The organism is Streptomyces sp. NPDC002573, from assembly GCF_042889625.1.
In the GTDB taxonomy this organism is placed as follows: domain Bacteria; phylum Actinomycetota; class Actinomycetes; order Streptomycetales; family Streptomycetaceae; genus Streptomyces; species Streptomyces gibsoniae.
The window spans coordinates 1-19,297 of the sequence record NZ_JBIARC010000027.1 but is presented as its reverse complement, the minus strand read 5'-3'; the positions used below and the strand labels follow the sequence as shown (position 1 = coordinate 19,297).

The 19,297-nt window shown below is 67.8% G+C and carries 21 protein-coding genes, 1 tRNA gene and 2 pseudogenes; 14 read left to right on the top strand and 10 right to left on the bottom strand.

All coding sequences use genetic code 11. The features are described 5' to 3' along the window. Positions 1–14 precede the first annotated feature (14 nt). The 3 genes from ACFYX0_RS24460 to ACFYX0_RS24450 form a co-directional block, all read right to left on the bottom strand. Entirely contained in the window at positions 15–746 is a 732-nt protein-coding gene (locus tag ACFYX0_RS24460; protein ID WP_355921868.1) for a nucleotidyltransferase family protein, read from the bottom strand. Positions 747–797: 51 nt separating this feature from the next. Beyond that, complete coding sequence (locus ACFYX0_RS24455; protein ID WP_388973103.1) at positions 798–1,244, bottom strand: hypothetical protein; 447 nt, start codon at positions 1,242–1,244, stop codon at positions 798–800. A 229-nt stretch (positions 1,245–1,473) separates the two neighbouring features. Continuing rightward, positions 1,474–2,610, bottom strand: a complete 1,137-nt coding sequence (locus ACFYX0_RS24450; protein ID WP_311694495.1) for a sn-glycerol-3-phosphate ABC transporter ATP-binding protein UgpC — start codon at positions 2,608–2,610, stop codon at positions 1,474–1,476. A 227-nt stretch (positions 2,611–2,837) separates the two neighbouring features. On the opposite strand from ACFYX0_RS24450, the gene ACFYX0_RS24445 reads away from it, so the two are divergent. Continuing rightward, positions 2,838–2,911 (top strand) — tRNA-Thr (locus ACFYX0_RS24445). 97 nt (positions 2,912–3,008) lie between these two features. On the opposite strand, the gene ACFYX0_RS24440 is transcribed toward ACFYX0_RS24445, so the two are convergent. Further along, positions 3,009–4,529 (bottom strand): tyrosine-type recombinase/integrase, encoded by a 1,521-nt coding sequence (locus ACFYX0_RS24440; protein WP_388973101.1) that lies wholly within the window; start codon positions 4,527–4,529, stop codon positions 3,009–3,011. Between the two features lie 193 nt (positions 4,530–4,722). Here ACFYX0_RS24440 and ACFYX0_RS24435 point away from each other — a divergent pair, with 193 nt between their 5' ends. Both ACFYX0_RS24435 and ACFYX0_RS24430 read left to right on the top strand, forming a co-directional pair. Beyond that, positions 4,723–4,980, top strand: coding sequence for a DNA-binding protein (locus ACFYX0_RS24435; protein ID WP_388973099.1), 258 nt, complete (start codon positions 4,723–4,725; stop codon positions 4,978–4,980). 16 nt (positions 4,981–4,996) lie between these two features. Beyond that, on the top strand, positions 4,997–5,959 hold the full coding sequence (locus tag ACFYX0_RS24430) for a recombinase zinc beta ribbon domain-containing protein (protein WP_388973097.1): 963 nt from the start codon (positions 4,997–4,999) through the stop codon (positions 5,957–5,959). 18 nt (positions 5,960–5,977) lie between these two features. Here ACFYX0_RS24430 and ACFYX0_RS24425 read toward each other — a convergent pair whose 3' ends face one another. After that, positions 5,978–6,691: a hypothetical protein gene (locus ACFYX0_RS24425; RefSeq protein ID WP_388973095.1), complete on the bottom strand. Its 714-nt coding sequence runs from the start codon at positions 6,689–6,691 to the stop codon at positions 5,978–5,980. 343 nt (positions 6,692–7,034) lie between these two features. On the opposite strand from ACFYX0_RS24425, the gene ACFYX0_RS24420 reads away from it, so the two are divergent. The 7 genes from ACFYX0_RS24420 (at position 7,035) to ACFYX0_RS24390 (ending at position 10,962) form a co-directional block, all read left to right on the top strand. Then, the gene (locus ACFYX0_RS24420; protein ID WP_388973093.1) at positions 7,035–7,388 is read left to right on the top strand and encodes a hypothetical protein; all 354 of its coding nucleotides are present in this window, start codon (positions 7,035–7,037) and stop codon (positions 7,386–7,388) included. 109 nt (positions 7,389–7,497) lie between these two features. Then, on the top strand, positions 7,498–7,683 hold the full coding sequence (locus ACFYX0_RS24415; protein WP_388973091.1) for a hypothetical protein: 186 nt from the start codon (positions 7,498–7,500) through the stop codon (positions 7,681–7,683). A 170-nt stretch (positions 7,684–7,853) separates the two neighbouring features. Then, complete coding sequence (locus tag ACFYX0_RS24410) at positions 7,854–8,972, top strand: ParB/RepB/Spo0J family partition protein (protein WP_388973089.1); 1,119 nt, start codon at positions 7,854–7,856, stop codon at positions 8,970–8,972. Between the two features lie 61 nt (positions 8,973–9,033). Then, positions 9,034–9,243: a hypothetical protein gene (locus ACFYX0_RS24405; protein WP_388973088.1), complete on the top strand. Its 210-nt coding sequence runs from the start codon at positions 9,034–9,036 to the stop codon at positions 9,241–9,243. A gap of 260 nt (positions 9,244–9,503) precedes the next feature. Then, positions 9,504–9,884 (top strand): hypothetical protein, encoded by a 381-nt coding sequence (locus tag ACFYX0_RS24400; RefSeq protein WP_388973086.1) that lies wholly within the window; start codon positions 9,504–9,506, stop codon positions 9,882–9,884. A gap of 166 nt (positions 9,885–10,050) precedes the next feature. After that, entirely contained in the window at positions 10,051–10,608 is a 558-nt protein-coding gene (locus ACFYX0_RS24395; RefSeq protein WP_388973084.1) for a hypothetical protein, read from the top strand. Positions 10,609–10,806: 198 nt separating this feature from the next. Then, complete coding sequence (locus tag ACFYX0_RS24390; RefSeq protein ID WP_388973082.1) at positions 10,807–10,962, top strand: DUF6131 family protein; 156 nt, start codon at positions 10,807–10,809, stop codon at positions 10,960–10,962. A 249-nt stretch (positions 10,963–11,211) separates the two neighbouring features. On the opposite strand, the pseudogene ACFYX0_RS24385 reads toward ACFYX0_RS24390, so the two are convergent. The 4 genes and pseudogenes from ACFYX0_RS24385 to ACFYX0_RS24370 form a co-directional block, all read right to left on the bottom strand. Then, positions 11,212–11,642, bottom strand: a pseudogene (locus tag ACFYX0_RS24385) (SRPBCC family protein). Next, entirely contained in the window at positions 11,639–12,817 is a 1,179-nt protein-coding gene (locus ACFYX0_RS24380) for an ISAs1 family transposase (protein ID WP_388973080.1), read from the bottom strand. Before ACFYX0_RS24380 ends, ACFYX0_RS24385 begins: the two are co-directional and overlap by 4 nt. An 89-nt stretch (positions 12,818–12,906) precedes the next feature. After that, positions 12,907–13,623, bottom strand: coding sequence for a hypothetical protein (locus ACFYX0_RS24375; protein ID WP_388973078.1), 717 nt, complete (start codon positions 13,621–13,623; stop codon positions 12,907–12,909). A 796-nt stretch (positions 13,624–14,419) separates the two neighbouring features. Beyond that, a pseudogene (locus ACFYX0_RS24370) lies at positions 14,420–14,593 on the bottom strand (CsbD family protein). Positions 14,594–14,731: 138 nt separating this feature from the next. Here ACFYX0_RS24370 and ACFYX0_RS24365 point away from each other — a divergent pair. The 4 genes from ACFYX0_RS24365 (at position 14,732) to ACFYX0_RS24350 (ending at position 18,023) form a co-directional block, all read left to right on the top strand. Beyond that, positions 14,732–14,902, top strand: a complete 171-nt coding sequence (locus ACFYX0_RS24365) for a hydrophobic protein (RefSeq protein ID WP_388973076.1) — start codon at positions 14,732–14,734, stop codon at positions 14,900–14,902. A gap of 356 nt (positions 14,903–15,258) precedes the next feature. After that, a complete protein-coding gene (locus tag ACFYX0_RS24360; RefSeq protein WP_388973074.1) occupies positions 15,259–16,035 on the top strand; it encodes a ParB/RepB/Spo0J family partition protein in 777 nt (258 codons plus the stop codon). Beyond that, a complete protein-coding gene (locus tag ACFYX0_RS24355; RefSeq protein WP_388973072.1) occupies positions 16,032–17,477 on the top strand; it encodes a ParB N-terminal domain-containing protein in 1,446 nt (481 codons plus the stop codon). Before ACFYX0_RS24360 ends, ACFYX0_RS24355 begins: the two co-directional genes overlap by 4 nt. A gap of 27 nt (positions 17,478–17,504) precedes the next feature. Next, positions 17,505–18,023 carry a hypothetical protein gene (locus tag ACFYX0_RS24350; RefSeq protein ID WP_388973070.1) on the top strand — a complete coding sequence of 173 codons (519 nt, stop codon included), beginning with the start codon at positions 17,505–17,507 and terminating at the stop codon, positions 18,021–18,023. Between the two features lie 262 nt (positions 18,024–18,285). On the opposite strand, the gene ACFYX0_RS24345 is transcribed toward ACFYX0_RS24350, so the two are convergent. Then, positions 18,286–18,639, bottom strand: a complete 354-nt coding sequence (locus ACFYX0_RS24345; RefSeq protein WP_388973068.1) for a hypothetical protein — start codon at positions 18,637–18,639, stop codon at positions 18,286–18,288. Positions 18,640–19,297: the final 658 nt, after the last annotated feature.

Genomic DNA, 19,297 nt, shown 5'->3' with positions numbered 1-19,297 from the left:
GGCGGGCGGCCGGGTCAGCGGCCCAGGGCCGCCAGTTCCTTGGCCGCCTCCGTGAGGTCCTTCGCCGTGTCGATGGCCCGCCAGTAGGCGCCCTGGGGGAGGGGGAAGCCGGCCAGGCGGCGTTCCCGGGCCAGCCGGGGGAAGGTCGTGCGCTCGTGGTCGCCGCGCTCGGGGAGCATCTTGGCGAACTCGGCCGAGAACACGTAGACGCCCGCGTTGATCTCGAACGTCGACGGCGGGGCCTCGATGAAGTCCGTGACGTGCCCGAAGCCGTCCGTCTTGACAGCACCCCAGGGGATGCGCGGGCGGGCCAGCGCGAGCGTGGCGGCCGCGCCACGTTCGGCGTGGAAGTCCGCCATGTCCCGCAGCGAGAACCGGGTCCAGATGTCGCCGTTGGTGGCGTACCACGGCCGGTCGGGGTGCGGCAGATGCTCGGCGGCGTAGCGCAGACCGCCGCCACGGCCGAGCGGCTCCGCCTCGACGACCGTCGTGACGTGCACGGGCAGATCGGTGGAGTCCAGCCACCGCTGGAGGACGTCGGCGAGGTGGCCGCAGGAGACCACGACGTCCGTCACACCCTCTTCGGCGAGCCAGGCGAGCTGGTGGCCGATGATCGGAGTCCCGGTGCCCGGGATCTCCACCATCGGCTTGGGCCGGTCATCGGTGTACGGACGCAGCCGTGAGCCCTGGCCCCCGGCCAGGATGACGGCTTGAACGGGGCGCGAGGCGGCGTTCGGATCGGTCATGACCGAACTGTACGTCGCGCGCCCCGTCCGACGTCCGGGCGGCCGGCAGGCTCAGCCGCGCCGTGCGGCCACGCCGGAGGCGAAGGAGGTGTCGCAGACCGGGCGGGCGTAGGACTGGGCGCGCGTGGGGCCGTAGATACGGACGGCGGCGCGGCCGAGCGCGCGGGCGATGGACGCGCAGTGCCTCGCCAGCGACGGGCGGCCGTTGACCGCCTGCTGGAGGTGGGTGAGCGCGACGCCCGGGTTCCTGTCCTGGAGCTCCAGCAGGAGCTTGTCGCGCAGTACGTCCTGCGGGGCGCGGGAGGAGGCGCGCGTGGAGACGTCTGCGACGGACGCGGCGAGCACCGAGTTCGACGAGCCCCCCGACCAGTTCACGCGGGTGACCGCGAGGGTCCCGGACAGCACCAGGACGACGGGCAGGACGAGGGCCAGGGTGCGGCCGATCCCGCGGGCGGGGCCACGGCCGCGCCGTGTCCGAGGAGTAGTGGTGTGCTTCACGCGAGTGAGGGTAGCGCGGTGTAGTGATTTGGCGACATTTAGTCACCGGTACGGGGGATGAGAAAGTGGGGATTTCCGGGTAGGGGGTTGACGTTCGTGGTCGAAATGCCGTGTATGCCGGGGTATTTGTCGACAGCGAAGAGGGCCCTGCGATCGGCTGCGGGGCCCTCTTCGTCACTTCGTCACGGGATCACCGGCACCGGGTGCCGGGCCGGCCGGTGGGCGGACCTCAGTCGGAGAGGCGCTCGCCGGTCGAGGTCGAGAACACGTGGGTCTCGCCCGGCCGCGGCACGATGTGCAGCTGCGCGCCCTTCTCCGGCACCTGACGGCCGCCGACGCGGACCACCAGGTCCTTGGGCTCGCCGCCGACCTCGGCGGTGCCGTAGACGTAGCCGTCGGCGCCCAGTTCCTCGACGACGTTCACGGAGACGGCGAGGCCGGCCGGGGCGTCCTCGGCGTCCTTGGACAGCGAGCCGGCGGCGGAGCCGCCCAGCTCGACCACGTCGAAGTGCTCGGGGCGGACGCCGACCGTGACCGTGCGGTCGCCCTTGTCCGAGGCGGCCTTGAGGGCCTCGCGGTTCACCGGCACCACGCTGTTGCCGAACTTCACGCCGCCGTCCGTGATCGGGACCTCGACGAGGTTCATCGCCGGAGAACCGATGAAGCCGGCGACGAAGAGGTTGGCCGGGCGGTCGTACATGTTGCGCGGCGAGTCCACCTGCTGGAGGAGACCGTCCTTCAGCACGGCCACGCGGTCGCCCATCGTCATGGCCTCGACCTGGTCGTGGGTCACGTACACCGTGGTGATGCCGAGGCGGCGCTGGAGCGACGCGATCTGCGTACGGGTGGAGACACGGAGCTTGGCGTCCAGGTTGGACAGCGGCTCGTCCATGAGGAAGACCTGCGGCTCGCGCACGATGGCGCGGCCCATGGCGACACGCTGGCGCTGACCGCCGGAGAGCGCCTTCGGCTTGCGGTCCAGGTACTCGGTGAGGTCGAGGATCTTCGCGGCCTCCTCGACCTTCTTGCGGATCTCCGCCTTCGCGACACCGGCGATCTTGAGGGCGAAGCCCATGTTGTCGGCGACCGTCATGTGCGGGTAGAGCGCGTAGTTCTGGAACACCATGGCGATGTCCCGGTCCTTGGGCGGCAGATGCGTGACGTCGCGGTCACCGATGCGGATGGCGCCGGCGTTCACGTCCTCGAGCCCCGCCAGCATGCGGAGCGAGGTGGACTTGCCGCAGCCCGACGGGCCGACCAGGACGAGGAACTCCCCGTCCTCGATCTCGATGTCGAGTGCGTCGACGGCGGGCTTGGTGGAACCCGGGTATATCCGGGTCGCCTTGTCGAACGAGACAGTGGCCATGGTGAATGGGCCCCCTTCACCGGCAGGAACGTGCCGGACGATCCGTTGTAAAGGTGGTGTGCCACTACGGAGGTTCCGTTGTGGTGTAGTCCACAAGAGTGAACTGGCTCAGGACCGTACCTGCCATTCACCTGCTCTGTCAGTACCCGGGTGACTGTGAACTTCGCGGAAATTTTCGACGGTGCCGGGCTGGGACCTGGGTACACTGCTCGGGCACACACGTGCACGCCTCCTTAGCTCAGCTGGTCAGAGCGCCGCTCTTGTAAAGCGAAGGTCGTCGGTTCGAATCCGACAGGGGGCTCACCCTCTGACCTGCGTCGGAGCATGAATCAGGCCCACCGGAGACCATCTCCGATGGGCCTGTTTAGCGTCGATGGGAACGCCATGGGAACGAGCCGTTAGGCGGCGTCCTCGCTGGGAACGCCGACGGGATTCTCGGCCGCCGGAGCACCGGCCTTCGCGTCCGGCTCGTGAGCCATGTCACGGCGCGCCGGGGACCTGCGCGGGACCAGAGCAAGCGGAGCCTCGGCCTGGGCGTCCTCGAACTGCGGCAGCACCGACGTGTACGTGTCGGCGGTCAGCGAGTACGAGCCGTGCCCCAGCAGAGTCTGGATGGCCTTCATGTGCAGGCCGGCGGCCAGCGACAGCGTCGCCGCGCAGTGCCGCAGGTCGTGCAGCCGCACCGGCGGCAGGCCGAGCCTCGTCACCAGGCGCGTGAACGTCTGCGACAGGTGCTCCGGGTGGTAGGCGCGACCGTCCTCCCAGGTGAACACCAAGCCCGTGTCCTTCCACGTCTTGGCGCTCTCCTCCCACTCGGCGCGCTCCCCGGCCTGCCGCGCGCGCCACAGTTCCAGCAGCTTCCGCGTCTCCGAGTCCAGCTTGATCGTCCGCTCGCCGCTCTCGCTCTTGGGGGTGTCCTCCCACACGTCGTATGACGCGACCACCAGCTGCTCGCTGATGTGCACGGTGCCGTGTGTCAGGTCAGTCTCTGCCCACGGCAGGCCGGCAGCCTCGCCCCGGCGCAGACCGCGGAAGACCATCAGGTGGAACATCGGGTACAGGCGGTGCCCGGCGACGGCGTCCAGGAACGCGCCTGTCTGCTCGGGCATCCACACCATGACCTTGCCGGGCTTCTCGCCGGTCTGACGCCAGGCTTCGACCCGGGCCGGTGTCCACACGAGCGGCTTGGGGCGGACGTACTTCGGCAGGACGACGCCTTTCGTCCAGTTCTCGGAGATCAGCTTCTCGTTCACGGCGTCGTCCAGGGCGCCGGAGAGCGTGTTGCGCATCCTGACCTGTGTGCCGGGGCCGGTCACATGCGTGGGCAGGGCTCGGGCTTCCTTCAGGGCGGCTTTGGCGTCCTGCCACGCCTGGCGCAGCCCCTCGGGGCGCGGCCGGGTCGGGCAGTCCTTCCAGGCCGTGTGCGCGGCGCGTTCGGCTTCGAGGGCCTGGTGCGCCTTGAGGCGGTTTTCAGCGTGGACCTCGTTGTCGGCCCACATCTTCTCGAACATGCCCTGGATGTGGCGGGTGCGCAGTTGCAGCAGCTTGATGGCGCCGAGGTAGGGGATGAAGACCCGGTCGATGTAGTCCTCGTAGCTTTTGCGGGTGGACCGCTTGAGGTCGACGCGCTTGGCGAACCAGCGGTGCAGATAGTCGGCGACGGTCTCCTCGCTAAGGACGTCTACGCCATCCTGCGCGAGTTTCCAGACTGCCTCAGCTGCGGTGGCGGCTTCCTTCTTTGTGCGGAAGCCGCCCTTTTTCGCGCGGGGGAGGCGTTTGCCGTCCGGGCCGGGCGGTAGCTCGATGGAGTAGTACCAGGAGCCGTGGTCGCGCTGCTTCAGCTTGGGGCAGTTCTTCTCCAGGCTGCCGATCTTCTGGTTGCCGTCGTCGTCCAGGACCGGTTGGCCGTCCTTGTCCACCAGCGGGCCCTTACAGGAGCACCTTTTGTATGTCCTGTCCTCGAACACTGTCCCCCACCCCCACGTCGGGTTTTCACTGTGGGCGCACATTCTTCCCTAACGATGCTGGCCAAGACTCCCTGTTACCTGGTACCGCGTGTATGGTGTGGCACAAGTTGGCGCGGGGGAGAACGCGACAACGAATATGGCGACGATGAGCACTCTGGCCGCCGAACAGCGCGGAATGAGCCTGGACGAGGTCTTGGCGCTGCCCGCGACGGTCAACGTCGTGACTGCGGCCCGCGCACTGGGCATCGGTCACAACAAGGCGTACGACCTGATCAAGGTCGGTCAGTTTCCCGTGCGGACGCTGACGATGGGGAGCACGATACGGATTCCTACGGCCGCCCTCTGGGAGGCGCTGGGGATCGGCTCGCTGCGTCAGGGAGGACCTGCACGGCCGGCTGAATGAGTGGGGAACGGGTGGCATGCCGCGCTTGTACGGCTTCGATAACCAGGCACTGACGCGGGTCCGCGCCGAGGAGCGGCAGGCTGTGCGCGAGGCTGTCAGCCGTATCCGCGCCGGCCAGTCGCAGGCTGAGGTCGCGGCCTGGATGACGGCCGAGGGCCACCGCGGCACGATGGGTGGGGCGTGGACGAGCATGACGCTCGGCCGCCTGCTGGACAATCCGGCGATCGCCGGACTGGAGCGGGACCCTGCCACGAGCGAGCTCGTCGAGACCGGCCGGGAGGCGCTGATCACACCGGAGGAGTTCCGGAGTCTTCAGGAGCTGCGGCCCGGCCGGCCTGGCGGTACGCGAAGCGCGGAGGACCGGGCCCCCGATCACGAGTACCTGTTGGCGGGCGGGGTGAGCGAGTGCGGGCAGTGCCAGCAGCGCATGGCCGGCGCCCGCACCGGCGCGGGAACGCCGTCCTACCGCTGCCAGACCACGTTCGAGGGTCGCGGCGGGTGCGGCAAGGTCCGCATCAACGCGGCGTTGCTCGAGGAATACGTGGCCGAGCACATCCTCGGTGAGCTGCTGCGCCCGGGCGCGCAGGCGGCACTGGAGGCGGCCCGCGCGCAGTTGGCCGACGAGGCCGAGGAGGTGCGCGGCCGGATAGCCCAGCTGGAGAAGTCGCGGGCCGAGCTTGCCGAGCCGTACGCGAAGGGGGACCTTTCGCGGAGCACTCTCGTCGCCACGGACCGGACCATCGGGCAGAGCCTGAAGAAGGAGCGGGCGCGGCTGCGGCACCTGGAGCAGGTGGTGGATGTGCCGTTGGGCGGGGTCGAGGACCTGGCCCGCTGGTGGGAGCACGCGCCGCACGCCTCCAAGCGGGCCCTGGTGGTGCTGCTGCTGGAGAAGGTCCTCGTGCACCCCGCGCGGGCGCGCGGGGTACGCGATGTGGACGACCGGGTCACGCTGGCCTGGCGTACCCCGGTCGCCTCGTAGGGCGGCGCGTCGGGCCCGTCAGTCGTCTTCTTCCTGGTCGGGGGACGTCGCCCACCAGTAGATGACCTCGTTGAGGGTCTGCACGCCGAGCTTCTTGCGGAGCTGTCCCAGCTGCTCGTTGATCCAGGCCGAACCGATGCCCAGGTTCTTCGCGGCCTGCGCCTGTGTACGGCCCTGGCACAGCTCGCGCAGGATCGCCCGCTGGGTGCCGGTGGTGGAAAGGCCCTTGTCGTCGCGGCCGTTTCCGCCGTACCACGGCCTGGCGCGTTCCCAGAACATGTCGAAGACGTCGACGATCCGCCCCACGCCGTACGGGTCCGTGATCATCACGGCTTCGTCCGGGGAGGGGTCGCCGTCGCTGCGGTGCGCGGGGACGAAGGCGACACGGCGGTCGAAGACGATGCTGCGCGGGAACCGGCCGTTGAGCGTGCGGATTTCCGCGCCGGCGTCCGACATGTTCCTGGCCCAGGCGCCGACTGTGGGGACACGGCGGACGGAGCTGTGGTAGAGCGTCCGCATGGGCAGGCCGCGCTTGAGGGCGCCGTGGTCACGGTCGTAGGAGTACGCCAGGTCCTCGCGGGTGCGGTGGCCGGGCTGCGCCGAGATGACCTCCTTGCGGACGGCGGCGTGTTCGCGGGCGATGTGCTCGTTGATCAGGTCTCGGCCGAGAAGGAGTTGGATCGACGAGTTCGCTGTCCGCCGTGCGACGGGCGTTTCCAGGAGGCTGGACACGAATTCCGGTAACGCGCCCGTAAATGCGGCAACCGCAGCCAAATGCTCGTGGAGTTGCTGAACCATCTGCATTGCCGGATACCGGGGATGGACCGCGGTGTAAGTGCCGTCACCGGCCTGCATATCCAGTACGAGACCGGTCGTCAGTAGCGTGTCCAGCCCCGGGGTATCGGGAGAAACCGGTTGGCCGTCCTGTATTTGTTGGTAAGCGGTAACCGCCTCGTCGGACAGATCCGGCAGGTCGGGAAGTTGTGGCACCTAACGTTCCCCTGAATTGTGTGTCTGGTGAAAGTACGGTAACCCCTCGGCTTGAAGTTTCCACAACTCCGTTACAAGGTGTGGCGTGGCGGGTGCTCCGCGCGAACTCGGGGGCCTGGATCGGACGTTGACCGCCGTCCCTGCGCGCTTCCCGCCCTTCATGGTCCATGTGAATACAGGGGAACTTGTGCGTATCAATCGGGCTTTCCGGATTCTTTCCGCTGTCGCGCTCGCTGCGCTGGCCGCTCTTATCGGGGTGAGCCAGGGGGATGTGACGTCGCGTCATGTCGAGGCGACCGACACGACCTGGCTCGTGCCTGTCGACGTTGCGCCGCAGGACACGACCTGGGCTGCGCCTGCCGACGTCGCGCCGCAGGGCACGACCTGGGCCGTGCCTGCCGGCACCGTCGAGGCCCAACCGGCCGACACCACCTGGTAGTTGCGTCACCGGCGCCCGTAGGGGCGGGCGTCCTGGGGGGAAGCGTGTGGAGCAGTGATCGTGCATGTGGTCGAAGGCGGGGGACCCCGCCGAGGGGAGGGGAAGCGCGGTGGCGATCGATCCAGCACGCATCCAACGGCGCATGGAGGAGGCCGAGTTGTCCGGCCGACCTGCTATAGGTGTCCATGAGGCGGAGGAGGCGCTGCGTGCGCTGGCCGTCGTCGTCAGAGAGGATCCGCAGGACGTCATTCAGGAGCCGTCCAGCGGGTCACAGACCCTGATGCAGGCGAGCTGAACAGCTTCGCGTTGATGGGGCGGGCACCCTTGGTGCCCGCCCCCATGCATACCCTCTGACCTGCGAAAATTCCCCCCAAAAATCTGGCCCAAGATCAACGGTGCAGGTAGAATAAGAGCAGCAGGGCGGAGGGAGCGCCCCCCGACCCGACCAGCCTCTTGGAGCCAGCGATGACGATCACGACCCTCCCGATCAGCGAGATCCGCCGCAACGAGCGCCAGCCGCGCGAGTTCTTCGAGCCCACCGCCCTGCAGGAACTCGCCGACTCCATCAAGCGGTTCGGCCTGATGCAGCCGATCGAGGTCCGCCGCGACGCTGGCGGCTACGAGATCGTCGCGGGCGAGCGCCGCTGGCGCGCCCACCAGCTCGCCGAACTCACCGAGATCAAATGCATCATCACCGGCGACGACCTCACCGAGATGGAGCGGTTCAAGCGGTCCGTCGCCGAGAACATCAACCGGGCCGACATGACGCCGATGGAGGAGGCCAAGGCGTTCCGCCGCATCCTCGACGAGCAGGAAGGCGCTGAAGTCGGCCACGTCGCCGCGGAGTTCGGCAAGTCCACGCAGTACGTCAACCTGCGCCTGGCCCTCCTGGACCTCACCGAGGAAGTCCAGCAGCACGTCAACTCCGGTGCGATCGGCACCCAGGCCGCCGTGCAGATCGCGGCCCTGACCCCCGGCAACCAGCGAGCGGTCATGGCCAAGTGGGCCAAGGGCGCCTTCGCCGGGGACAACGAGCTCGTCCACTTCGCGTACGCGCTCAAGCAGCAGCAGGGCCAGGTCGTCGCGATGCTCGTCGAGGACATGAGCCCCGAGGAGCGCGCCGAGCGGCAGCGCGAGCGCACCAAGACCCGCAACAGCATCGACCGGATCGAGCAGGTCCTGGGCCTGCTGGAGGAGCTGGCCAAGGCCGACCCGATGAAGCTGGCCCTGGCCCTGGAGGGCGAGGTCGGCAAGCGCCTGGACCAGATGGACCGCGTCGCCGACGCGGTCGCCAAGGCCCGCTTCAACATGCGGCAGGCCAAGGCGCACGCCGACGCCCGCGAGATCGCCCTCAACCCGGACGCCGAGCACAAGAGCCTCGCCGCCCCCGCCCAGCCCGCCGCGCCCAAGCCGAAGCCGCCGGTCAAGAAGGCTGTCGCAGCCAAGCCGCAGGCCCCGGCGAAGGCGGATGCGGCCAAGCCCGCCGCCGCGGCCAAGAAGACCCCGGCCCGGCCGAAGGCGCCCGCCCGGCGCACCCCGGCGAAGCAGCCGGCCGCCGCCAAGACGGCCGTCGCCACGGCCTGACCCGACTCGTCCCGCCCACACCCGGGGGCGGGCCGCGCCCCACCCACCGAAGGGAACCCCCGTGAGCGACTCGACCGGCCGCGACTGGAAGCGCATGAAGCCAGGCGACTTCGGCCACCCTGTCCCCAAGCCCGCTCAAGACGCCCTGTTCCTCGTCGACAAGCCCGACGCCTGCGGCACCGACGCCTTCGACGGCTACGGCTTCGGCGCCGTCCTGTGGGCCGACCAGCCCGATCCCGCCCCCAACTACACCGAACACCCCACCTCGTAGATGTGCCACAACATTCGATCGTGGTACGTTCTGCTCGCTGATTGGGAACGGCTGCAGCCGCGGGACCGGCCCATCAGCACTGCCGTGGCATGCGGCATCCCCCAACGGTGTCTGGCGGGTGGCAACCCCCCCGCGCCCTACCCGCCAGACGCCGGCACCGCCCGCGCGGCGCCACACGGGGACGCCGCTTCACGCACCCGCGAGTGGACCCGCCCACGCCGTCAGGCCGGGCGGGTCCCCGCGCCCTTGGGAGAAACCACATGACCGCGACCTATCGCTCCGACCATGCCGCTGACCCTGCCCTATTCGAACGGCTGATGAGGGAACGCTACGGGCCGCTGGACAAGGTCATGGCCGAACGCAAGCGACCGCATCCGCCAGCCCCTGACCGGAGACCCGTGACGGCCCCCGCCTACCAGTCCAAGCCAGACCCCGACGCGGCCAGGCACCTCGCCGACCTGCAGGAGGCGATATCCCAGCCGGTCGGCCGACCCGCCGCCCTGGTCAAAGCGCCCAACGGTCAACCCTTCCCAGCCGCGTCCGCACCGCGACGCAAGCCGCCCGCCCCGGGCATGACCTGGTGCAACTCGTGCGACGGCTGGTGCACACCGCAGGGCATCTGCGGCTGCAACAACTCGTAGCGAGGCGAAGTCGCGTTGCTTTCAGGGTTGTCAGGTTTGTCGCAGGCATGGACCGCGGCGAGCCACTGCGGAGTGTGGGCCCGTATTGCCCGGGTATATCCCTGATAAGGGAAGTGCCCTGGAGCTACGTTCACGCGAGCCAGGCAGCCAGGAGGGAGTCAGCTCGATGTCTACAGGAACTCTTCTGGCGATCGTCATTCCCGTAGTGGTGGTCGTGGCCTTGATCGCGTCGGCCCTGACTGTTTCCATGCGGCATCGGACCCTGCGTGAACGTTTCGGACCGGAGTATGAGCGGACGGTCGAGGGAGCCGACAGCAGGTTCGCCGCCGAGCGTGAGCTCAGCGAGCGTGCGAAGCGTCATGACGAGCTTGACATCAAGCCGCTGCCGGCCAGTGCCCAGGACCGCTTCGCCCGGGACTGGGACAGCGTGCAGCAGGAGTTCGTGGACCGACCGGAGGATGCAGTGCACGACGCGGACCGGCTGGTGACCTCGTTGATGCAGGCGCGCGGCTACCCCACCGAGGGCTTCGACCAGCAGCTCAAGGACCTCTCGGTCGAGCACGGCCGCACTCTGGAGCACTACCGGGCCGCGCATGAGATCGACACGCTCAGCGTGGGCCATAGGGCCACTACCGAGCAGCTGCGCAGCGCCATGGTGCATTACCGCGCTCTGTTCGATGACCTCCTCTCCGACGGCGGGCAGACCCGCCACGCCCGGGCCTGACACCGTGGAACCGCAGCGGCCAAGCGGAGACCGAAGCCCTACGCACAGCCCTGTGCCACTACCAGTCGTTTTCAACCGCCTGCTCACCACCTGGCGGCTCCACCGCCACAAGGAGAGCCAACGGCAATCAGTCGGCGACGAGCTACCAGCCGCCGCCATCAGCGGCCGGCGCGCCGACCGCAGTGGAAGGAGGCCACCTTGATCGCCCTCGGCGTCATTCTGCTCGTCGTCGGGTTCATCCTGCACATCGGCATCCTGTGGACGATCGGGATCATCCTGCTCGTCATCGGGGCCATTCTGTTCCTCCTCGGCTCCGTCGGGCACGCCGTCGGCGGCCGACGCCACTACTGGTAGGTAGTGCCGGGCCCCAGGGCGGTCTTTCGTTGCGCATGCGGTGTTTGTGCAACTCCACGGAGGACCAAACCTGGCGCAGGGGGAGTTCGCCACGTCGTCGATGAGGTGCTCGGGTGGGAGCCCGGAATCGTTCGTGATGGTCCTCCTTCTTCGCCGTCCGCCCAGCTTCCCGCCTGTCTCGGCATCCGCGGTAGGGCCGGGCGGCGCCTCGTCGACGCGGGTGCGCTTGCCCGGACCGTCCCGGGTGTGTCAGACCCCGCCGCGCCAGGCGCCGGTCTCGGTGCCGCCGCGGGACTCGATGAAGTCCTTGAACCGCTTCAGGTTGCCGGTCACCTGCCGCTTGACGAAGCCGAGCTTGGCACCGACGGTCTCGGCCGACCGTAGGGCTCGTAGTGGAGCTGCAGCATGACCTTGGTGGTGTTGTCGTCGATGCGGTGGAAGGTGACGACGCCGGTGTGCTTGGCCTCGCCGCCGATGGTGGTCCAGGCGACGCGTTCATCGAGGATCTGCTCGGTGATCTCGGCGTCGAACTTGCGCTCGACTCCGCCGATCTTCGTCTTCCAGTGAGTGAGGGTGTCGGTGCGCTGCTCGATGTGTTCGACGCCGGCCATGAACTGGAAGAAGTCCTCGAACTGGGTCAACTGGTTGTAGGCGGTGCGGCAGGGCTGATGCGTTCTCAGGTTTCAAGATCGAGTAGTTGGAGTGCGTGGTCGGCTCGTGACCGGTAGTGGTCGGTGGCGGCGGTGATGCTCGTCCAGCCAGCCTGGCGGATGAGGCCGATGGCGAGGTTGCGGAGGGTCGCCATCGCTCGGGGTGCGGTGCCGGTGCGGACGCGGGAGGCGTCCTCGGCGAAGGTCACGTCTCTCACGTGGTGGAGGGCCTCGACCTGCCAATGCCCACGGATCAGTTGTGCGAGTTGGGCCGGGGTGGTCTGGGCAGGGGTGAGGCTGGTGATCGCGTAGATCGTCTTGACGGTCGTCTTGCCGGTCTTGCGGTTCGTGCGGCGGCGCTTGATCTCGATGGCCTGGACGGCATGTGGGAAGCGCAGGCCGGGCTGGACGGTACAGACCTTCAGGCGGCGGATCTCATGGCGGCCGTGGGTTTTGTCCCGGGTGCGGTGCTGGAGCGGAATCTCGCGCCAGGGCAGTCGCCGTAACTGTCGGCGGAGCTTCTTCTGGTTCCCTTTCACCACCAGGATGTAGTGGGCGCCCTGGGCGGTGATCTGCTCGGCGTGATCGGTCTGCGTGTGCATCGCGTCGGCGGTGATGACGTGCCCGTGCAGGTCGAGCCGTTCCAGCAGCGGGGCGAAGGCGGGGATCTCGTTGCTCTTCGCGGCGATCTGCCGCTGTGAGATCACCGTCTGGTTTTCGTGCAGGACGGCGGCGAGCAGGTGGATGGCGCTCTTGCCGCCGTCACGGCTGCCGTGCACGGCTTTGCCGTCGACGGCCAGTCCCACCAGCTCGGGCGGATCGGTTTCGACGGGGTCACGGGAGTGCCGGGCAAGCCAGGCGCCCACGGCGTCGTCAAGGGCGTCCCCGTCGATGCGGGACAGAAGGCGGCCCAGGGTGGTGGCGCGAGGAAGACGGTCCAGCCCGACCCGTTTGCGCACCTCAGGTGTGGAGTCGATGGCGAACCGTGCGATGCCGGCCAGCGTGGTGGCTCCGCCGAGGACCGCGAGCAGGCACAGGGCAAGCAGAGAGCCCAGCCTGTAGCGGCGGCCTCTTACGCGCCGCGGATCGGGAAGCCGGTCCAGGACCGTCGACAACGAGGTCAGGTCGGGCAGTTCGGCGGGTGGGCAGGACAAGACGATGTCCTCGCGGTGGCGTTGCAGGACACCGATCAGGGAGCATGGCATGCGAACGCGACCCCTGTTCGTGATCAAAAGCTTCGACAACCTTGATCATCGGGGGTCGCGTTCGTCGTCTCCAGTTGGTGGTCTCGGGTTTAGGGGATGAGTTGTTTGGCGATCCTCAGGAGTTCGGCTTCGTGGAGGTCCTGATCCGTGGTGCTCACGATGAATGTGTAGGTCCCGTTCGTCCACGTCACGGTGTTATTGGAGTCCGGGGCGAGCCCACCGATCCATCCGTGGATGGACTCCGGAGTGCCTGCGGCACTCACTGTGAGCTTTCCGGCGATTTGCGTGATGCTCAAAGACGCCTTCTCCGAGGCGCGGTGGTAGAAACGGGTCCAGGCGGGGCCCGAGCTCCGGGTCCGAATGAAGGGTGTCAGCAGGTCATGCTGGCTGGAATCGCTCCATTGCACGTCAGTGGCCGGCGCATAGCCTGGCGGGAGATATCGCGGGTTGGCCAGCCGCTTCTGGTCGAAGGGGGCAATGGTCCAGCCGTTACCCGGGTCTACCAGCCGTCGTGTCCCCAGTGGTGACTGCAGCTTCGTGGTGATCTGCTCGTCGATCCTGTGGCACTGAGGCCGGAGATCGATATCGCTTTCCTTCAGTACCAAGGTGACGGAATCGCGGGATTCGCTTGCCACCAGTTCGGGCGGGTCCTGCTGGCATGGGGCCCGGCTGTTCAGGGTGGTGATGGTGCGGCCGTCACCGCTCACCAGTACCTCACCCAAGAGACCCTCCCCATGCCTGGGGTCCTTCATGATCGATGCAGTGACGGCAATGGCGAGAGCAGCCCCTACGGCAACGGCCAACATGATGCGTAGGGTCCGCTGGTGCCTTTTCGGGTTCACGGTCGTGCTCCAAGGTGGGCGAGCCAGCTCCCTGCCTTCATTCGATGGGTCGTGTAGCCCTCGGGGCGACACCCCCGCTTCGCGTCACACGGATTCAAAGGCTCGTCCAAGTCGAGATAGAGGAGGGGCGGCTCGCCAAGGTGCACCGCCTCTCACCAGGCCGTACGGGTCGCGGTGAGCGTAGCCTGGCTCACCGGCACGGGGCCCTGTGTCTCTCACGTGACCCAGACTGACATCCACGCGTGACATCAATGACGGCGCCCGGAGGCGGATCCGGGTGACCATCCACAGATTGAGGAAGGCAAGGATTCGCCCCGAAGTCCAAGAGTGGCGACCCTCCGCACCTCGCCATCGGCCTCATCCGTCAGGCCCGCTGGACGAACATCACCGCCGCCACCGACCACTATCGGTCACTAGCCGACCACGCACTCCGACTACTCGATCTCGAAACCTGAGAACGCATCAGCCCTGGGCGGTGCGGACGGGGACGTTGACCTCGATGGAATCTTCCACCTGCGACACGTGGCATCTCCTAGATGTGGGGCGTGCCCCGCGCAAACTCAGCTCAGGGGTTTTGCTGATCAGTTCCCGGGTGTCACCGGTTTCGGCTGTGCATACCCACACACACCGCTCGAAAGGTGGTGTCGGCGCTCCACTCGCCAGGCGCGTAGAACGGCGACGCACCGACCAGGATTCGTGGCCGGTGGCGTCGGAAAGGACCAGGGAAGGCCCTTTCCGGGGGGCGGGGGCAGAGGGGACGTCAGTACTTGAAGGCGTCCTTGGTCTTTTCCTTGTCCTCACGGGCGTCACCCGTGCTCTTCCCAGTCTGCCCCGTGGCGGGCACCGGTCGTTGCCGATGGCGCTGCCCACAGCCTCGTTGGTCTTGGTCCTTGGCCTGCTAGGTCTTCACCTTGGCCTTCTCAGTGGCAGTCATGAAAGGGGCATCCCCACACCATCTGTGTCGCTGTGTTGGTATTCGGCTCGTGCCCCGGCTCTCCCATCACAAACAAAGGCGCGGTTGAGGAATGGGGGACACAACGCAGGGCAGACGGAGGCTCAGGAGGTCGAAATTATGGTTCCCTTGCTTCTTGTTCTGCTCCTCGCGGTCATCCTTTTCGGCGTCGGCTTCGCCGTCAAGATCCTGTGGTGGGTGGCCCTCGTTGTCCTGGTGCTGTGGCTGCTCGGCTTCGTTATGCGCTCTACCACTGCTGGCGGTGGCCGGGGCCGCTGGTACCGATGGTGACCTGACCCCGCGCGTACCCCCTTCGTAGGGCCCGACCAAACGGCCGGGCCCTACGGGCTTGTCTGATGAGCGACTACGGATCGCATTGGGCGAGGGCGTCCGAGCGAGACTGCTCTGCGGCGTGGCCGCCCGACCGACGGGCGACGGGCCCGTCTTGATCCCCCTTTAAGCGCCCTGCCGTGGGAAGAGTCGACCGCTGCGGCCCCGGACGTGGGGACATCCCCCGGCCACGAGACCTGCTGCGCGCGGCCCGCGAACCGGCCGTCGACGTTGAGCCGCAGCTTGTGAGCGCGTGATCCTCTAATCTGGGCGGACGTAGGGCGCGGGGGCACGCTCCTACACGAAGGGCTCCTGCTGTGAGTGTTGTGCCCGCCCGCATCCCCGAGTCGCTGCTGCCGCTTGCCGTCCCGATCGATGACCTGACCGGGTACCACCGCAACCCGCGCACCGGCGACGTCGACGCCATCGCCGAATCGCTGCGCGTCAACGGCCAGTACAAGGCCATCGTCGTCAACCGCGGCACCCACACCGGCCGCCCCAACGAAATCCTGGCCGGTAACCACACCTGGGCCGCCGCCAAGCAGCTCGGGTGGGACCAGATTGCCGCGACGTGGGTCGACGTCAGCGACGAGGACGCGGCCCGGATCGTCGTCGTCGACAACCGGACCTCCGACCTCGCCGGGTACGACAGCGAGCTGTTGGCCGACATCCTCGAGGATCTGCCCGACCTCGACGGCACCGGCTACGACCAGGGCGCCCTGGACAAGCTCCTCGATTCCCGGGCCCTGCCCGCGACGATCGACCTGCCTTCCGACGGTCAGGGCACCGGCGCGATGGCCAAACTGGAGTACCTGCAGTGGGGCTACCTGCAGTGGTCCAACATGCGTGTGCAGATCACCGCGGCCGAGGTGGAGACCCTCAACGCGATCTACGAGCGGTACACCACCGAGAACCGGGGCGACCTGGGCTTCGGCTGGCACCTGCTGCAGCAGGCCCACACCGAGACCGCCGAGGCCCCGGCCGTCGCCGTTGAGGCCGCCCCCGACAAGGACGCCTCCGCCGGCGACGCCGACCAGGACGACGCCGACGAGGACGCGGACTACGACGAGGACCTGGAGGACGAGGACGCATGAGCAGCTCCGGACCCAGGACCACGTTCTACGAGGCGTACCCGCTCGCCGAGCTGCAGCCCGCCGACTACAACCCGCGGCTGCTGTCCGAGGAAGCCTTCGCGCGGCTGCAGGAGTCCATCGGGCGGCACGGCATCGTCAAGCCCGTCATCCTCAACGCCGACGGCACCCTGGTCGCAGGCCACCAGAGAACCAAGGCGATGAAGGCCCTCGGCATCACGCACACGCCCGCGGTCATGCTGGGCACCAAGGTCCGCTTGAGTGACGAGATTCAGTTCAACCTCCTGCACAACAGGGTCGAGACCGAGGCGAGCGTCGTGTACGCCGAGCCCGGTCTCATCGGCCGGTGGTCGTGGATCCCCTGGCAGACCATCAACGTCGCGAACTCCCGCAATAAGCCGTTCCAACAGGCCATCTCGTACATGACCGGCGGGCACGGCGCGTGGGGCAGCGTCGTCATCGACGATCAGGGCCGCATCGCCCTCAACGCGGAGTACGCCGTCGTCGCCGCCGCGAACCACTTCGACGTCCTTGCCTGGACCTGCCCGTCCCTGAACGCGGCGCAGCTCGTTGCCGACCTCACCGGCGAGTACGGCGTGTACGACTGGACCGGCCTGGAGGACCAGGCGCCGGTCTACAACCAGCACATCGTGCAGCCCAAGCGGCTGCGCCAGTACAGCTCGCTGAAGAAGCAGGGGCAGCTCGCCTACAAGAGCGAGGTGTGGGAGAAGCTGGCCCTGCCTCGGCTGCGCAAGGCGCCCGACCTGCGGGTGGTCGACTTCGGCGCCGGGCACGGCGACTACGCCAAGAAGCTGCGCCCTGAGGGCTACCTGATCGACGACTACGAGCCGTACCGCACGACCCCCGGCAAGTACGCCGTCGACATCAAGGGTGTCGTCGGTATGGTCCGCACCATCGAGAGGCGGGTCGCCGAGCACGGCCTGTACGACATGGTGGTCCTCGACTCCGTCATCAACGCGACCACGTCGCTGGACTACCAGCACTGGGTGCTCACCACCGTGAACGCGCTGTGCCGGGCGGACGGCACGGTGTGCATCGGCACCCGCAACCTGCTGGCCGAGCTGGCGTTCGAGAACAAGCAGCACTCCACGAGCCGTCACGACTCCACCCGTCTGTCATTCCTGGACAAGGAGAACGTCGACATGCGGTTCATGCAGGGCAAGTGGATGCGGATCCGCTTCCACACCCCCGAGTCGCTGCAGGAGCTGCTGGAGGCGTACTTCGGGGAGGTGAAGGTCGCCGGCCGTTCCAACGCCACGCTCCGGGCCGTCTGCAAAAACCCCCTCAGGCTTTCCGATCTCGATTACGAAAAAGCCCTGGATGAGGAATTCAATATGCCTTACCCCAACGAATTTCGACACGGTCGCCATAAGCAACTCGTGGAAAATTTGGTAAAATTGGTCAAAGAAAGGGAAGCGCCCTAGCATTCACCAAGAGGGGGGATTCAAGTAATGCCGCAACCGCCCGTCAGGGTCGGTCTGAACAGCGCCGCACCGTACCTGATCATGTGGCTGGCCGGGATTCGCAACGTCAATCTCGACCGTCACTGCCTGGAATCGTTCGGGGTCTCAGACCGTCACCCGGTCAACGCGCGGGCACCCCGCCAGAGCATCACCCTGCCAGGGGAGAACCCGCCGCTAGCTTGGTACGTCTGCGCCCTTCCCCATCCGTGGGACTGGTCGAAGAATGCACACCTGGCCTTCGAGTACGCCGAAGGTCACCAGTGGAAAGGCCCCGCCCTCGTGCGCGGCCTGCAGGTGACCCTCGACAATGCCTGCCCCATCACCGGATGGGGCGAGCACTCGATACCCGCCACCGCCCACAAGCGGGGCCTGTGGAGGTACCGGACCTGCCGCAACTGGCAGTTTGCGTGGTGGCTGCGAACCAACCGGGACGCACCCGACGCACCGCCCTCCGCCTGGCAGCCGCCGAAAGATCCAAACGCGCCGCAGCAGCTGACCTTCCCGTAGCCCAGGCGGCCCGGCGACCACTCCACGTCGACGGGCCGCAGCGCCGCAAGACCCGGCTCCACAAGAGGAAGACCGCCCGGAACTCATCTAGCGTGGAGGAGGGGTATCGAGCCGATGCCCGGAAGCGGCCGTGGAAACGGGATGCGACATGACCGTGCGAGCGAGCAGGACAGACCCCGATACCGCGCCTGGCGGCGCACCCGTTCCGATCACGAATTCCCGCGGTGCCCGCGCCGCGGCCGAACGAGTCGTCTCGGGTGATTCAGTGACCGTCTCCCTGGGCGGCCTTCGGCTCAAACTGCCGCCTAGGGATCAGCTCGCCTACCTCGCGGGCCTCGGTCTCCTCACGGCATTCGACCTCGTCGAATGGCCGGTTGCGCTCGCCATAGCCGTCGGGCACGAACTGGCCCGCAGCCACCGCGGCAAAACGCTGCGCGAGTTCGGGGATGCCCTGGAACAGGCGTGACACACCCCTGGTCCAGTGCGACCGCTCGACGTTGTGCAGGCGAAGTGGGACGTCCGGAGAGCGTAGCGTGAGCGACACCAGCGACATCCCCGAGCCCGCACCGGCCCGCCCGTGGCGCCGCGAGGAGGACAGGCCCGAGCCGAAGGTCACGACGTACCCGCACGTCGGCCGCCCGGCGCTCGCAGTGTGGTCGCACGGCGCATGGCGGTGGGCGCCCGTCGCTGCACGGCAGGACTGGGCAAATGGCCGCGTGATCTACCAGGTGTCGGTGGACTTGGCCGGTACGACCTCGGTCTCGATGCGTAGCTGCGAGTGGCCGCAGCCAGGCCTACGGGTAGCGGAGCGCCTCACCGCGACAACCAGCGGGGACGGGCGGCCCACTCCTCGCCCCCGCCGGCCCAGACCCGATTCGTGCTTCAGCCGCAGATGGTGATCTCGCGGTGGGCCGCTGCTTGGCGACAGCAGTTCGGATCGCGCCGCCGTGCCGAGCTGCCATGGAGGGGATGTGACCTCATTGTGAGGCACACAGTGGACGGCTTCACGGAGGTGTTGTGTATGTAACCGTCTGCCGTCACCCGTGACATTCCAGTCGCGCCAGCCGCTGAGGAGAGTGACCCTGCGCGGGGTCAGGCGCCTGCACTCCAGGGGGAGGCTCGCGGGCGCCGACGTGCAGGGGCAGGCTCGGTTCCCCCCGTGCTGAGTCTGCCCCTGCTCTAAGAAGTCATCTCATTTGGCGAGTCGGCGGTAGCAGATGAGGGTGCAGGCGATGCTGGTGAAGGCGAGGAAGTGCTCGGCTTTGCGCTCGTAG